The sequence below is a fragment of the Streptomyces sp. NPDC057654 genome, from assembly GCF_042800135.1.
GTDB lineage: Bacteria > Actinomycetota > Actinomycetes > Streptomycetales > Streptomycetaceae > Streptomyces.
Genome location: NZ_JBHVHQ010000107.1, coordinates 1 through 15,069, shown reverse-complemented (window position 1 = coordinate 15,069; position 15,069 = coordinate 1). Strand labels below are relative to the sequence as shown.

Below are 15,069 nucleotides of genomic sequence, written 5' to 3'. Positions count from 1 at the left end.
ATGCCGGCGCCGCCGAGATAGGCGTTGGCGGTGAGTACGCCGGGGGGCCAGGTGCGCGTGCCGCGCGGGTCGCCCCCCTCGGCCTGCGCACCGCGCTGGTTGCCATCGCCGACGCGCGCGCCGCCGGGCGGGTCGCCGCCTTCGCCGCGCCCTCCGCCGAGCAGGTCATCGCCCTCGACGTGCGCGACGCGCACCGGCACGCCGAGCCGCTCGGCCAGCTCGCGGATGGCTTCGGCGAGCCCGGCGGGGTTGAGCCCGCCCGCATTGGAGACGAGCTTGACGCCCCGGTCGGCGGCGAGCCCGAGCCCTTCCTCCAGCTGCCGGAGATACGTTTTGGCGTACCCGCGGGCCGGGTCCTTGAGCCGGTCCCGGCCGAGGATCAGCATCGTCAGCTCGGCGAGGTAGTCGCCGGTCAGGACGTCCAGCTCACCGCCGGTGAGCATCTCGCGCAGCGCGTCGAAGCGGTCGCCGTAGAAGCCGGAGGCGTTGCCGATGCGGAGGATGCCGTCGGCTGAGCCGGGGCTGGGGGCGGGGGTGCGGGTGGTGGCGGGGGCGGGGGTGCGGGCGGGGACGGGCCCGGAACCGTACGTATCCGGGGCCGCCCGTCGCCCCGTCATCGTTCCGACCTACGGGGCGTACGCCCCGCCCCGCCCGGCGCACGCCCCGCGCCCGCCGGTCCGGCGAACGCCTGGGCGATGTCCAGCCACTGATCAGCGTCCGGGCCTTCGGCCGTCACTGCCACCTCCGAGCGGTGCGCCCGCTGCGTGACCAGCAGGCAGAAGTCCAGCGCGGGCCCGGTCACCCGCTGGACGGCGTCCGCGGGCCCGTACGCCCACACGTCGCCACCACCCCCCGGAGCCGTCAGTTCGACGCGGAACTCCTCGGCGGGCGGCGTGAGTCCGCGTACCGCGTAGGCGTAGTCACGGGCCCGCGCGCCGATGCGCGCCACGTGGCGCAGCCGGGCCGTGGGCTCGCGGGTCACGCCCAGCGTGTCGGCGACGTCCTGGCCGTGCGCCCAGGTCTCCATCAACCGCCCCGTGGCCATCGAGGCGACGCTCATCGGCGGCCCGAACCAGGGGAGCCGGACCCCTTCGGGCTGCCCGGTGAGCACCTGGTCCACCCGTTCGCGCCCCGCTCGCCAGCGGGCGAGCAGTTCGGCGGGCGGCAGGGCGGCGCCGCGCACGGCGGCGTCGTCGACGAAGGAGCCGGGTGCGGCGAGGGCCTGGTCGAGGAGGGGCTGGAAGGCTTCGGCGCCCTCGGTGGACCGTACGGCGCACTCGTCCGTCCAGGCGAGATGCGCGATCTGGTGGGCGATCGTCCAGCCGTCCGCGGGCGTCGGCGCGGCCCACCGCTCCGGGGCGATACGGGCCACCAGCCCGTCCAGTTCCTCGCCTTCGGCCCGTAGATCGCCGAGTACGTCCGCTACCTCCGCTGGACCGGCCACGCCACGCTCCCCTCACCGACTCCGACCACCGACTCGACTGCTGAGTCCCGCTACGCCCCGCTACGTCCTTACGGGCAGGGCGTGTTGGGAACTCGCCGCGCGCACTCCGAGCGTGGCAGCGCCCGCTGAAACAATCAAGCATGATTGCATTAATCATGGCGGGCACACAGAAACGCGACCGCGAAACGCGGAGGGGCTACGCGCCCCGTCACTCCCCCAACGGCACCGGCACAGGAGCCGCCTTGCCGCGCCTCCCAGAGGACGTACGAACAGCCCCCACGCTGGCCGCCACCACCAGCAGAATGGCCACCCCCTCGGCCACCGAGAGGGACTGCGACAGCAGCAGGAACCCGGCCGCGGCGCCGGCCGCCGGCTCCAGGCTCATCAGCACGGCGAACCCGGACGCGGGCAGCCGACGCAGGGCCAGCAACTCCAGCGTGTAGGGCAGCACCGAGGACATCAGCGCCACCGCGGCGCCCAGCCCGATCGTCGCCGGGTCCAGCAGCGCCGCCCCCTTGCTCGCGACGCCGAGCGGAATGCTCAGCACCGCCGCGACGCCCATCGCCAGGGCCAGCCCGTCCGCCTTCGGGAAGCGCTGCCCGGTACGGGCGGACAGCAGGATGTACGAGGCCCACAGCACCCCCGCCGCCAGCGCGAACCCCGCGCCCGCCGGGTCCAGCGAGTCGAAGCCGCTGCGCCCCAGCAGGAACACTCCGCCCAGGGCCAGCCCCGCCCACACCAGACTGACCAGCCGCCGCGAGGCCGCCACGGACAGCACCAGCGGGCCGAGCACCTCCAGCGTCACGGCGGCGCCCAGCGGAATCCGGTCGATGGCCTGGTAGAAGAGGGTGTTCATGCCCGCCAGGGCGGCGCCGAAGACGCATACGAGCAGCCAGTCGGCGCGCGCGTGGCCGCGCAGCCGCGGCCGGCAGACGGCCAGGAGCACGACGGCGGCGAGCACCAGCCGCAGCGTGACCACGCCGAGCGCGCCCGCGCGGGGGAAGAGCAGCACCGCGACGGCCGCGCCGAACTGCAACGACACGACCCCGCCGATCACCAGCGCCACCGAGGTGAGCCGCCCGCCGCCATCGGGAGCGCCGGGGGCCGCCGTCCCGGACGGCTCGGGCAGGGGCGCCGCCGGGGCGCCGGCGGTACGGGAGTCGACACGTGCACGATTCATGCACCCCACGCTAGATATCCCCCGGCGCTGCGTGAAATGCCTATTTCCCTGCCCTTATGCTCCGTGGACATGACCATCGAGCTGCGTCACCTCCGGTGCTTCCTCGCCATCGCCGAGGCGGGCAGCGTCACCCGCGCCGCCACCGGCCTGCACCTCACCCAGCCCGCCGTCTCCCGCACCCTGCGCCGCCTGGAGACCGAACTGGGCACCCGGCTCGTGGACCGCTCCACCCACCACCTCGAACTGACCGAGGCGGGTCACGCCTTCCGCGCCAAGGCCGCGGCGGCGGTGGCCGCCTTCGACGACGCGGTCGACGTCGGCCGGCTGCGCCCATGGCCGCTGCGGCTCGGCCACGCGTGGTCGGCGTTCGGCGCGTACACGACGCCGCTGCTCCTGGCATGGGCCCGCGCCCACCCCGAGACGCCGCTCGAATTCCTGCGCATCGACGACCGTACGGCGGGCCTGGCACGCGGCGCCGTGGACGTAGCCCTCCTCCGGGGCGAGATCCGGGCGCCCGGCCTGGTCACGGAGGTCATCCTCACCGAACCCCGCCTGGCCGCCGTCCCCACCGCCGACCCGCTGGCCACCCGCCCCGAACTCACCCTCGCCGACCTGGCCGACCACCCCGTAGCCCTCAACACCGTCGCCGGCAGCACCACCCTCGGCCTCTGGCCCCCGGGCCACCGCCCCACCGCCACGGTCACCGTCGCCAACAACGACGACTGGCTCGCCGCCATCTCCGCCCGACGGGCGGTGGGGGTGACCACCTCGGCCACGGCGGTCATGCACCAGCACCCGGACGTCACCTACATCCCCCTGACCGACGCCCCGGAACTCCCCCTCTCCCTGGCCTGGCGCGACACCCCCGGCCACCCAGCGATCCCAGCCCTGCTGACCCTCGCCCGCCAAGTCTCCCTTAGAACCCTTTGAAACCCCCGCGCGGGACCCGCCCCGCACCGCTCGGTCGAATCAGCCGAATCAGTCGAACTCACGGAGCGCCGACACCACTTGGCGCCCATGCGACGGCGATCGCCGCATGAGAAGCGCCGCCGCCCTGTGCAGTTCGTTCCAGGAGTGCGGCCGCCCGACCGCCGCGGCGTCGCGGACGCTCGCGGTGGCCACGGTGACCGACTGCGCCGACTCGCCGGCGCCTGCGAGGGCGTGCGCCAGGCAGGCTCGGTACCAGGTCTTGTCCCGCCGGTATTCGTCCGGCAGGGCATCGAGGCCGGATGCCAACTGGTCGACGGCGGCGTGCCACTCCCGCAGGTGGAGCGAGGCCATGCCGCGTTGCAGCGCGAACCAGGTTTCGCCGTAGAAGTACATCCAGACGGGTTCGTCCTCGGGACGCTCCGCCGCCCGGCCGATGAGGCTCTGTGCTTCGTCGAGGAGGCGGTGGGCGTCATCGGCGGCACCATCGAGGGCGTGCCCTCGTGCGGCCATCTGCGCGGCCATGCCCTGGACCCCGAGAGAGGTGCCCGGAGCCGACCACCGGGCCGCCTCGGCAAGCCGTACGCATCGGCTGCCGCGCCCTCCCGACCAGCTCATATGGGCCTTCATACTGAGTGTCGTCGCGGCCATGTCGACGTCTTTGGCCTCCAGGGCCCACTCGTGCGACCGGTCGTACCAGGCGAGCGCGGCGGCGGTCTGCGCCTGGTCCTGCGCCATCCAGGCGAGGAACTGGGCATGCTCGGCGGCCAGCCGTACGACGCGGTCCGCGAGCGGGCCCCGCGCACCCGCGTACAGGGCGACGACGGTCCTGAGCTGTCGGCGCATCACGTCCACGAGTGGGCGTGCCCCGATGACGTCTTCGGCACGGCGGTGCTCCGCCAGCAGCCGGTCCAGCCAGTCGAGGGTGGCCGCGTCCACGCGGGTACGGGCCTCGGCCGCGCTGGTCACACGGGCGAGCAGGTCCTCGTCCGGCCCGGGCCCGGGGAGCGCGAGAGCGGACACGGGAGAGTTCGGCTCACCCGGCGCCGGTACGCGAAGGTGATGTGCGGGCGCTCCGAGCCCCGCCACGATGCGCTGCCGCACCTCGATCGAGGTCACACGCCGCCGCCCCCGCTCGACGTCGGAGACATCGGGCTGAGCGAGGCCGACCCGCTCGCCGAGCTTCGTCTGACTCAGTCCGGTGAGCTTCCGGTAGGTGCGGAAGACCTCACCCCAGTCCTGACCGGCGAGCGCCGCGGACAGCCGCGGGTGGGACCACAAATCGAGGCGGGACTCCCCCATTCCTCGAATATAGGGCACCGATATAGGGCCACGGGATGGGAGAGACGGCCGTGCCACGCGAGGGTCTTCACGCCAGGCCCCGCGACCGGGCGACTGTCCGGGGCACGCCCCGACCGCTGCGAGGAACCCCAACATGCCGCCGTTCCGCTTTCAGGTCTCCCTCGAGACGAGAGCCCGTCACATGACCGACCCGTACGACAGGGGGCCGAGGCGATGATGTCGACAACCCGCTTGCGCCTCCTTCCGTGGCGCGGCCCGGAGGGCAATCGGTGCTACTTGGCCCCGAGCAAGGACAGCCCCCTGAGCAAGAAGGCGGACATGATCGAAACAATTCAGCTGGGCATGGCGGCAGAACTGCTCGATCACGCTCCGGAACTGCTCGACGACGTCAAGGCGGGGGCCGGGGAACTGCGCTTCTTGGCGAACCGACTGCGCGAGTCGCTGGGCGACGTGCTGCGTGTCGCCGAGAGCCGGGGCGAGCGGCTCGAAGCGTACGAACTCGACGCCGAGGAATCCGGCGCGTACGAGGACGACGACGTGCCCGAAGGGCAAGAGCCCCCGCCCAACAGACGGAGCGAACCGGCCCGCCCGGCGAGCTGATCGAGCCGGACCCCGGGCAGACATCCGCGCCGCAGCGCAGCGCACCGTACCGACAGCGGGTCCACGCTCTCCTCGCCGGTCAATGGCCGCGGGGGAGGGCGTTCCCGCAACACCGGCCCTCAGGTGAGCGGGGAGAACCTGGTCGGCAAGGCGATATCGAAGTGGCGTCGAGGACCTGCTCGGGGCACTGGAGCCAGAGGGCGGAAGCGTAGAACTCGCTGCGAATGGTGATTCCTTCGTCGAGGCGATCGAGTGCGGTGCACCTACCTGAGCGTCCGGACGTTCGCCAGGCGGGAGAAGCCCGAGGCAAGGCCACCGCTCTTAACCCACGGGGCTCAACCCGCTTGTCGAAGTTTCCTGGAACGCTGCGATCGAGTGCGGCGCGATGGGCCATCCTGGCACCTGGGAGGAGAAGACATCGTGGGCAAAGCATCGAGGAAGAGACAAGAACAGCGGGCGCGGAGAGCCGCCACAACCGCCCCAACCGGAGCCGTGGGCGATAGCGACCCTCGAACACTCGGCGAGGAAGCAATCGCACGCCTGTTGCGCTCCAACACACCAGATAGGCCCAGCCTCGCGGCCGCCTACGCCGTCGGCTACATGGCACTATGGCGGGCCCAGGAGGAGGGGACCACTCCGTACTGGTACGAGGAGATCGACCCGCTGGACACACTGTTTCTAGGAACTTTCTTTCCCAAGACATGCAGCGACGAGTTCGAGTTCGCCAACGTGCGTGACGCATGGCTGCGCCTACTGCGCGGCACCGTGCACGGCAAAGGCATCCTGCGCTTCGTCCGCGAGGCGGTCTCGGCCAGCGCGGATCTGAAACTTCCGGTGGACGACAGGGAACTAATGCTCGCGCTCATAGGACGGCTGGAAGCGGCCGGGCTCGATGGCCGCCGCCTGCCTCGGCGCCTGATGCCCGAGGTGGCCCTCCAGGACTGCCGCGCAGCATGCGGGCCGCCTTTGGACCTACGGTTACCCGAGCCACCGGAGGATGCGAAGCGGCAGGTCAAGCGGTTCTGGAAGACCACGGACGACAGCTCCTGGGCGAATGACACGCCTCTGCGCATTCTCCGCGATGGGCTACGCCGGTTCCATGACGCAGGGCTGCTGGTGAAAGACGAATCCGTGCTGCTGCTACCGGCCTTGTACACGGCGCTCATGGCGAAGCCCGGCGAACAGTTGGAGGACTCGCTCGAACACGCCACGGCATGGGCTCTTGCCCTGGACGAGACATCGACGCTGGTGAAAGTGGTCGACATCCTCCTTGTCGCTCCTGAGTTGGGCATGTCCGTCGCCGACGTCCTCGGACACCTCTTCGCTGTGCCCGCGTTCACCGATCCGCTCCCCTCGGATGCCCTGTTGTGGACCAGTTCTCCCGGTCTCGGCCTGCCGCGCCTGGCCTTCGAGCTGGGCATTTCCGAAGTTCCCACGATGGACGGGGTGATCACCCCAGACCTGTTGGACTGGGTGGGCATGCACACCAGAATGCGCCTGAGTGCCACCGCTCGGGGAAACACCGACGATCCTGAGGAGGCGGACGTCGCCGACGGCACGAGCAATACGAACGAGGAATCCGACGAGCAATGGGCCGAGCGGCGTGAGGCCGTGCGCAAGGCGGTGTCGCAGAAGATCCGCAAGAAGTCCGGTGGGCCAACGGCCAGGAGCTGGCAGATGGACCGCCCCGTCGAGCGCCTCTGGAACGCGGATGGCAGTTCCGTGGTGCAGTTCTCCACTGCCAACCCGTTCGGACAAGAGCTGAAGGAAGCCATCGATAGCCAGCTGGACGCCTTCAGAGAGAAATTCGGCCGCGAGCCGCGGTCGGAGGATCCGCTGTTCTTCGATCCCGACGCCGACGAACCCGCCCCTCTTTCCAAGGAGTACTTCGACGGCATGCTGCTGGACATGGCTGAGCACGCGGACGAGATAGGCATCGACCCCGCGTTTCTCCACGCCTGGCGCGAGGTCGGGTACGTGGTCACCGAGGAAAACATGAGCCTCCACACCACCGCCGAGGTACTCGCCTTCAAAAGAGCTGTCGCCCGGCACCGGCAGGATGGGAAATGACGGGCAGGACCGAGAACCGCATCAGCGGAGGAGTCTTCTTCGACGTTGTCGTCCAGGGGCGGACCATCAACCTGACGCTTCCGGACCGCCCGGCCCCCGCTCTCGCCGGACTTCCTCAGAGGTCGGCCACCTTCGCGGGCCGCCATACTCAGATGAAACAGATCCTCGCCGCATTGGCACCGACCGCGCCGAACGAGACGACCAGCACCGTGGTAGTGACCGGGCTCAGCGGGACGGGCAAGACAGAACTCATGCTCCAGGCCGCTCACCGGTCACTGCGGGAAGACGGTTGGTTCCCCGGCGGCGTTCTCTTCGTGGACCTGCATGGCTACGACGCGGGGCGCAAGGTGTCACCGAAGCGAGCGCTCAGCACTCTGCTGCGGGCACTCGGCATCCCCCCGGAACACATTCCGCCTGGACTCGAGGAACGCTCACGCATCTACCGATCCGCGCTGAACGCACTCGCTGATGCCGGACAACGGGTCCTGGTCGTCCTGGACGACGTACCGGCCACTGGCAAGATCCGCCATCTCCTGCCGAGTGACGGGAGCACGGCCACGCTCGTGTCCTCACGGCACTCTTTGGCGGAGCTGGACGCTCTGGCGCTTACTTTGCGGGAGCTGTCCACTGACGAGGGGCGGGGGCTGCTGGACGACACTCTCCGCACGGCTCTGCCCTCGGACTCGCGGGTGGCGACCGAGACGGACGAGGCGCACCGGCTCGTCTCACTGTGTGGCGGTCTGCCGCTGGCCCTGCGCATCCTGGCTTCCCTGCTCGTGGATGTGCCGGCCCGGCCCCTGTCTCACATCCGCCGGAACCTCGAGGACACGCACTCCAGGCTTTCAGTGCTGAGCAGGGAGAAACACGCAGTGACCGCAGCCTTCGAACTGTCCTACCGAAGGCTCACCAAGGGCCAGACCAAACTCTTCAGGCTGATGTCGCTGCATCCCGGGCCCGACTTCTCCACAGAGGCCATGGCCGAGTTGTACGGCGAAAGCGTCGAGGAGACCGAACACCTCCTGTTGGACTTAGCCCGCCGACACCTGGTCGAGCCACGAGATCCGTACGGTCGCTGGCAGCAGCACAGTCTCGTTCGCCTCTATTCTCGGAAGCAACTCAGGTCGGGCAATGACTGCTGGGGCGAAGGCCTCATGCGTCTGCTCATCCACTTCCGCAAGATGGCCACCCTGGCGTGCGAAAGGCTCTTTCACTCCACGGAATCGGGCCCTGCAGCGGAGTCTGCCTTCACGAGTCGGGCCGAGGCGCTGCAGTGGCTGGAGGCCGAGCGGCACACCCTGGTCGCAGCTGCCCTCTGGGCCTATGACGCTAAAGACGATCTGACGTGCCTGGCCTTGGCGATGCCCGTATCGAACTTCCTGATGGAGATGCGGTACCTGGAGGATGCCGTGCTGGTGCTGTCTGCGGGTATTCGGTCGAGCCGAAGGAGCAAGGACCGTTTTCGCGAGGCAGCTCTGCACAGTTCCCTCGGTGTGGTGCTTCGGGACGTACGCAAGCTCCGCAAGTCCGTTCGTGCACACCACAGAGCCATCAAAATATGCCGGAGTCTGAAGAAGCGCCGGGCCTTGGCCGGTGCGCTGAACAATCTCGGGCTTTCTCTCCACGAACAGCGGAAGTTCGAACAGGCCGTGGCAGCCCACACAGAAGCCGCGCAGATGTTCAAGCGAGCCGGTCACCAGGTAGGGATAGCGGGTGCTCTGAGCAACACAGGCGAGACGCTGATTGAGCTGGGTCGCACGGAGGAGGCTTCCCGTGCCTTCCGAAAAGCCGCGAAGGTCTTCCGGAAGCAGGGGGACTTGCGTGGTTACGCTCAGGCTCTGGGCGGCCTGGCCAAAGCGAAGCGCGACAGTGGGAAGGCGGGACGAGCCGTCGAACTGCACCAACGCGCGCTCGACATGCCCGACGCTCTGCTCCTACCCCATGAGAGGGCAGTCGAGCTGTCCAACTTCGCTGTCGCGCTGACCGCTGCCGGAGACTTCGAGGCGGCTCTCACCGCACAGCAGGAAGCACTGGGCATCTACCGGCGTCTGAGAGACCGCCGTGGTGAAGGGGCTGTATTGGGCAACATAGGCCTCGCACGCCAAGAGCAGGGCAAGTGGACCAAGGCCATGCGACTTCATACCCTCGCTTTGGAGGCATTCCTGGAGAGCAAGGACGATCACAGTGTGGCTTCCGAGCTCATAAATCTGGCATTTGCACTTCTTGGCCAGGGCTGCAACACCGAGGCTCTGGAAAACCTGGAACTCGCCTCCGATCTGTATCGCCAGACCGGCGATACAGAGAAAGCTGTCGTCACGCTCGACCTTGTCGACCGGGTCCGAGGACGGATCGGAGGGGTCATGCGCCCTGTCGAAAGCCAGAGGTGACTACCGCTGAGCACCGTCGACGTGGGCCATGCGGTTTCCGTCCATTCGGGGGCCGAATTGGCCTGGCGCACCAACAGCCCTCTGCCGGAACACGCCCCTACTCCCCACGCGCCCCCGGTTATTCCAGCCCCTCCGCCAACACCTCAGCCAAATGCCGCCCTCGCACGCCCCCCAGCTGCCCCAGTTGCGTGCGGCAGGAGAATCCGTCCGCCAGGACCTCAGCCCCTTCCGCCGCCCCCCGCACCGACGGCAGCAGTTGCTCCTCCGCGCAGGCGGCGGAGACGGCGAAGTGGTCGCGTTCGAAGCCGAAGTTTCCGGCCAGGCCGCAGCATCCTCCACTCAATTCACCTACCAAACCCGCCCGTTCGCGCAGGCGGCGGTCCGGGCCGTCGCCCAGTACCGCGTGCTGGTGGCAGTGGGTCTGGCCGGCTACCGGGCGGTCGATGTGCGGTGGGGTCCAGTCGGGGGCGTACTCCTCCAGGGCCTCGGCGAAGGTTCGTACCGAAGCCGCCAGGCGGGCGGCGGCGGGGCGGGAGGCTTCTGTGCCGAGGAGTTCGGGGAGGTCGGTGCGGAGGGAGGCTGTGCAGCTCGGTTCGAGGCCGATGACCGGGGTGCCGGCGGTCAGTGCGGGGGCCAGGGTGCGCAGGGTGCGGCGCATGACGCGGCGGGCGCCGTCGAGTTGGCCGGTCGTGACCCAGGTGAGGCCGCAGCACACGGGGCGCGGCGGCACCACCACCCGCAGCCCCGCCGCCTCCAGTACCGCGACGGCGGACCGGCCCACCGACGGCGTCAAGTAGTTGGTGAACGTGTCCGGCCAGAGGATCACCGTTTGGCCCTCACCGGACACCCGGGCCCTCTTCCGCCACCACCTTGTGAACGGCTCCCCCGCCAGGTTCGGAATTGTGCGCTCCGGCGCGATGCCCCCCGCCCTCTTCGCCAGCGCCGCCAACGGCCCCACCCCCGCCGCCGCATTCGCCGCCCCCGTCAGCCGCAGCGCCGCCGTCCCCCGCAGCCACAGCGGCAGCCGGCCCATCGCGTAGTGCGCGGCCGGCCGCAGCCGCCCCGCGTAGTGGTGGTGGAGGAACTCCGCCTTGTACGTGGCCATGTCCACGCCCACCGGGCAGTCGCTGCGGCACCCCTTGCAGGACAGGCACAGGTCCAGGGCGTCCCGTACCTCCTCCGACCGCCAGCCGTCCGTGACGACCTCGCCCGCCAGCATCTCGTGCAGCAGCCTGGCCCGGCCCCGCGTCGAGTGCCGTTCCTCCCCCGTCGCGCGGAAGGACGGGCACATCACATCCGAACCAGCCGATGTGTTACGGCACTTCGCCACCCCTACGCACCTGCGCACTGCCGCCCCGAAATCCCCGCCGTCCTGCGGATAGCCGAACTCCACATCCACCGGCCGCCTCGGCAGCACCTCGAAGCGCAGGTTCTCGTCCAGTCGCGCCGGGCGGGCCAGGACCCGCGGGTTCATGCCGCCGTCCGGGTCCCACAGGTCCTTGAAGCGTTCGAAGAGCCGGACCATCTCGGGCCCGTACATCCTGGGCAGCAGCTCGGCCCGCGCCATCCCGTCGCCGTGTTCGCCGGAGAGCGAGCCGCCGTGCGCGACGACCAGCGCGCCCAGCGCCTCCGAGAACCCCCGGAACCGCCGTACGCCCTCCGCGCTCAGCAGGTCGAAGTCGATACGGACGTGAATGCAGCCGTCGCCGAAGTGCCCGTACGGCGTGCCGCGCAGGCCGTGCTCGCGGAGCAGCGCGCGGAAGTCCCGCAGGTACGCGCCGAGCCGCGCGGGCGGCACCGCGCAGTCCTCCCAGCCGGGCCACGCCTCGCTCCCGTCGGGCATCCGCGTCGCCGTGCCGCTCGCGTCCTCGCGGACGCGCCACAGGGCGCGCTGCGCGGCGGGGTCGGTGACGACCAGGCGGTCGACGGTGCCGTCGGCGGCCCGTACGAGCGCGTCGGCGTGCGCCCGCGCCGCGGCCGGGGACTCCCCGCCGACCTCCACGAACAGCCACGCCCCGCCGCCCGGCAGCCCCGCCGCGTCCCGTACGAGGTCCGCGGCCATGCCCTCGACGGTCAGCGGCCCGTACGGCAGCAGCCCCGCCGCCGCCTCCGCCGCCGCGCTCTCGTCCGGGTAGCCGAGAACCGCGAGGGCCCGCGCCCGCGGCGCCTCGACCAGCCGGACGGTCGCCTCCGTCAGTACGCCGAGCGTGCCCTCGGAACCCGTGAACGCGCGCGCGACGTCGGCGCGCTTCTCCGGCAGCAGCTCGTCGAGCGCGTAGCCGGAGATGCGGCGCGGCAGCTCGGGGAAGCCCGTACGCAGCCGGGCCAGGTCCCCGTCCACCAGGTCCCGCAGCCCGTCGCGCAGGCGCGGCGGGAGGTCGTCCAGCCCCTGGCCGAGGCGCAGCCGCTCGCCGCCGTAGGTGCGTACGTCCAGTTCGTGGACGTTGTCGGCGGTGGTGCCCCAGGCCACCGAGTGGGAGCCGCAGGAGTTGTTGCCGATCATGCCGCCGAGCGTGCAGCGGCTGTGCGTGGAGGGGTCCGGGCCGAACGTCAGCCCGTGCGCGCCCGCCGCCGCCCGCAGGTCGTCCAGGATCACGCCGGGCTGCACGACGGCGGTACGCGCCTCCGCGTCCAGCGCGACGATCTCGCGCATGTGCCGCGTGAAGTCGAGAACGACGCCGACGCCGGTCGCCTGCCGGGCGATGGACGTGCCGCCGCCGCGCGGCACGACGGGCGCCCCGTGGGCCCGGCACACGGCCAGCGCCGCGGCCACGTCGTCGGCATCGCGCGGCGCCACGACGCCGACCGGCACCCGCCGGTAGTTCGAGGCGTCCATGGTCACCAGCGCGCGGCTCGCCGCGTCGAAGGAGACGTCCCCGCGTACGGCGGCGCGCAGCGCTCGTTGCAGGGCAGCGGCTTCCTCCGCACGTCGCGACCCCGTCGAATCCATGGCATCCCTCGAACCTGTGGAACTCATGGTCCTCAGCCTTCCCACCCATCGGCCTCCTCACCACGAGCACGTCGCACACCGGACGAATCCGTCTCGGGAGATGGACCTCCCGCCCGTCCCCGCCCCCGGACGGATTACGCTTCGCCCGTGGCCGAGATCCAGATTCCCGCTGACATCAAGCCCGCCGACGGTCGTTTCGGCGCTGGCCCGTCCAAGGTGCGTACGGAGGCGCTCAGCGCCCTTGCCGCCACCGGAACCTCACTGATGGGCACGTCGCACCGCCAGGCCCCGGTCAAGAACCTGGTCGGCAAGGTGCGTGACGGCGTGCGCGACCTCTTCTCCCTGCCCGAGGGGTACGAGGTCGTCCTGGGCAACGGCGGTTCCACCGCCTTCTGGGACATCGCGACCCACGGGCTGATCGAGAACAAGTCGCAGCACCTCACCTTCGGCGAGTTCTCGTCGAAGTTCGCGAAGGCCGCGAAGCTCGCCCCCTGGCTGGCCGAGCCGACCGTGATCAGCTCGGAGCCCGGCACTCACCCGGAGCCGGCCGCCGAGGCGGGCGTGGACGTCTACGCCCTCACCCACAACGAGACCTCGACCGGCGTCGCCGCGCCGATCAAGCGGGTCGCGGGGGCCGACGCGGGCTCCCTCGTCCTGGTGGACGCGACGTCCGGCGCGGGCGGCCTGCCCGTGGACATCGCCGAGACGGACGTCTACTACTTCGCGCCGCAGAAGTCCTTCGCCGCCGACGGCGGCCTGTGGCTGGCGGCGTTCTCGCCCGCCGCCCTGGAGCGCGCGGCGCGCGTGCACGCGTCCGGCCGGCACGTACCGGAGTTCTTCTCGCTGCCGACGGCGATCGACAACTCCCTCAAGAACCAGACGTACAACACCCCGGCGCTGTCGACCCTCTTCCTCCTCAACGAGCAGCTGAAGTGGCTGAACGGGCAGGGTGGCCTGGACTGGGCCGTGAAGCGGACGGCCGACTCCTCGTCGCGGCTGTACGGCTGGGCGGAGCAGTCCGCCCACGCGACGCCGTTCGTCACGGACCCGGCCCAGCGCTCCCAGGTCATCGGCACCATCGACTTCGACGAGTCCGTGGACGCGGCGGCCGTCGCCAAGGCACTGCGCGCCAACGGCATCGTCGACACCGAGCCGTACCGCAAGCTGGGCCGCAACCAGCTGCGCGTCGCGATGTTCCCGGCGGTCGACCCGGCGGACGTCGAGGCGCTGACGGCGTGCATCGACTACGTGATCGACAAGCTGTAGCCGCAGCTACATCTGTAGCCGCAGCGGATACGGGCCTCCGGCAGCGCGCCGGGGGCCCGTACGCGTGCCCCCGACGACGAGACAACGAGACGAAGAGACGACAACACGACCGTGCGCATCATGTTCGTCGGCGACTCGCAGACCATCGGCGCCGCCGGTGACTTCACCTGGCGGTACCGCATTTGGCAGCACCTGGAGGCCGCGTACGGCGCCCCGTACGGAGCCCCGTACGAGATCGTCGGCCCGCGCACCGGCCTGTACGACGCGACGGCCGACGCCCCCGTCTCCCAGGACTACGCCGACCCGGCGTTCCCGCACTCCGCACGGGCGCACCTCGCGGGCTGGGGCGAGGGCTGGCTGCACATGGCGCCGGTCGTCGGCGACGCGGTACGGGCCGCCCGCGCCGACACGCTGCTGGTGGCGCTCGGCCTGATCGACCTGGGCTTCTACACGCACGCGGACGACACGGCGGCCAACGTCCGCCGCTTCCTCGCGGAGGCCCGCGCGGCCAACCCGCGGCTGCGCGCCGTACTGCTGCCCGTCATCCCCAACACCCGCGCCCTGACGGACCCCCCGTTCGCCGCCGAGTGCGAGCGCTTCAACGAGCTCCTGGCGAAAGCCGTCGCCGACCTCTCCACCCCCGCATCCCCTCTTCTCCTGGCTTCCGCGCCGCCGTCCTACGACCTCGCCCGCGACACCTACGACGGCACCCACCCCAACCCCCACGGCGAACAACTCATCGCGGGGTCCTTCGCCGACGCCCTCCACCAGGCGTGGGATGTGGGCGGTCCGTACCGCCGCTGAGGCGGCACATGGTGGCACAGGCATGATCGACAGCGGTCGAGCCCGTACCGAAGATTGGTTCCGCAACCGCAGCCCATACGGAGGAACCTTGTGGGGTTTAAGAAAGCGGCGGCGGGCCCGGCCCGCCGCCTCCGTCCTCGCC

At 70.7% G+C, this 15,069-nt stretch carries 11 protein-coding genes; 6 read left to right on the top strand and 5 right to left on the bottom strand.

The window, feature by feature from the left end:
• The 3 genes from ACFU99_RS11650 to ACFU99_RS11640 form a co-directional block, all read right to left on the bottom strand.
• The coding region (locus ACFU99_RS11650) for an acyclic terpene utilization AtuA family protein (RefSeq protein ID WP_384389362.1) at positions 1–617 on the bottom strand (617 nt) is incomplete at its 3' end.
• On the bottom strand, positions 614–1,444 hold the full coding sequence (locus ACFU99_RS11645; protein ID WP_384389359.1) for a TIGR03084 family metal-binding protein: 831 nt from the start codon (positions 1,442–1,444) through the stop codon (positions 614–616). The genes ACFU99_RS11650 and ACFU99_RS11645, both read right to left, overlap by 4 nt.
• A 208-nt stretch (positions 1,445–1,652) precedes the next feature.
• Positions 1,653–2,624 (bottom strand): DMT family transporter, encoded by a 972-nt coding sequence (locus ACFU99_RS11640; protein ID WP_384389357.1) that lies wholly within the window; start codon positions 2,622–2,624, stop codon positions 1,653–1,655.
• 69 nt (positions 2,625–2,693) lie between these two features.
• On the opposite strand from ACFU99_RS11640, the gene ACFU99_RS11635 reads away from it, so the two are divergent.
• A complete protein-coding gene (locus ACFU99_RS11635) occupies positions 2,694–3,554 on the top strand; it encodes a LysR family transcriptional regulator (RefSeq protein ID WP_384389354.1) in 861 nt (286 codons plus the stop codon).
• A 48-nt stretch (positions 3,555–3,602) separates the two neighbouring features.
• Here ACFU99_RS11635 and ACFU99_RS11630 read toward each other — a convergent pair whose 3' ends face one another.
• Positions 3,603–4,853: a helix-turn-helix domain-containing protein gene (locus tag ACFU99_RS11630; RefSeq protein WP_384389352.1), complete on the bottom strand. Its 1,251-nt coding sequence runs from the start codon at positions 4,851–4,853 to the stop codon at positions 3,603–3,605.
• 318 nt (positions 4,854–5,171) lie between these two features.
• On the opposite strand from ACFU99_RS11630, the gene ACFU99_RS11625 reads away from it, so the two are divergent.
• The 3 genes from ACFU99_RS11625 (at position 5,172) to ACFU99_RS11615 (ending at position 9,907) form a co-directional block, all read left to right on the top strand.
• Positions 5,172–5,453, top strand: a complete 282-nt coding sequence (locus ACFU99_RS11625; protein WP_384389350.1) for a hypothetical protein — start codon at positions 5,172–5,174, stop codon at positions 5,451–5,453.
• A gap of 492 nt (positions 5,454–5,945) precedes the next feature.
• A complete protein-coding gene (locus ACFU99_RS11620) occupies positions 5,946–7,523 on the top strand; it encodes a hypothetical protein (RefSeq protein ID WP_384389348.1) in 1,578 nt (525 codons plus the stop codon).
• Positions 7,520–9,907, top strand: coding sequence for a tetratricopeptide repeat protein (locus ACFU99_RS11615; protein ID WP_384389345.1), 2,388 nt, complete (start codon positions 7,520–7,522; stop codon positions 9,905–9,907). Before ACFU99_RS11620 ends, ACFU99_RS11615 begins: the two co-directional genes overlap by 4 nt.
• Before the next feature lie 118 nt (positions 9,908–10,025).
• Here the strand turns inward: ACFU99_RS11615 and ACFU99_RS11610 are convergent, their stop codons facing one another.
• The gene (locus tag ACFU99_RS11610) at positions 10,026–12,884 is read right to left on the bottom strand and encodes an FAD-binding and (Fe-S)-binding domain-containing protein (protein WP_384389342.1); all 2,859 of its coding nucleotides are present in this window, start codon (positions 12,882–12,884) and stop codon (positions 10,026–10,028) included.
• Positions 12,885–13,004: 120 nt separating this feature from the next.
• On the opposite strand from ACFU99_RS11610, the gene serC reads away from it, so the two are divergent.
• Positions 13,005–14,123 carry a phosphoserine transaminase gene (serC, locus tag ACFU99_RS11605; protein ID WP_384389340.1) on the top strand — a complete coding sequence of 373 codons (1,119 nt, stop codon included), beginning with the start codon at positions 13,005–13,007 and terminating at the stop codon, positions 14,121–14,123.
• Between the two features lie 120 nt (positions 14,124–14,243).
• Positions 14,244–14,927 carry a GDSL-type esterase/lipase family protein gene (locus tag ACFU99_RS11600; RefSeq protein WP_384389365.1) on the top strand — a complete coding sequence of 228 codons (684 nt, stop codon included), beginning with the start codon at positions 14,244–14,246 and terminating at the stop codon, positions 14,925–14,927.
• Positions 14,928–15,069: the final 142 nt, after the last annotated feature.

Bases quoted from the DNA above. Each gene is read 5' to 3' on its own strand.
- ACFU99_RS11630 (WP_384389352.1), bottom strand. From the start codon at position 4,853: ATGGGGGAGTCCCGCCTCGATTTGTGGTCCCACCCGCGGCTGTCCGCG.
- ACFU99_RS11615 (WP_384389345.1), top strand. From the start codon at position 7,520: ATGACGGGCAGGACCGAGAACCGCATCAGCGGAGGAGTCTTCTTCGAC.
- ACFU99_RS11635 (WP_384389354.1), top strand. From the start codon at position 2,694: ATGACCATCGAGCTGCGTCACCTCCGGTGCTTCCTCGCCATCGCCGAG.
- ACFU99_RS11610 (WP_384389342.1), bottom strand. From the start codon at position 12,884: ATGAGTTCCACAGGTTCGAGGGATGCCATGGATTCGACGGGGTCGCGA.
- ACFU99_RS11600 (WP_384389365.1), top strand. From the start codon at position 14,244: ATGTTCGTCGGCGACTCGCAGACCATCGGCGCCGCCGGTGACTTCACC.
- ACFU99_RS11640 (WP_384389357.1), bottom strand. From the start codon at position 2,624: ATGAATCGTGCACGTGTCGACTCCCGTACCGCCGGCGCCCCGGCGGCG.
- ACFU99_RS11625 (WP_384389350.1), top strand. From the start codon at position 5,172: ATGATCGAAACAATTCAGCTGGGCATGGCGGCAGAACTGCTCGATCAC.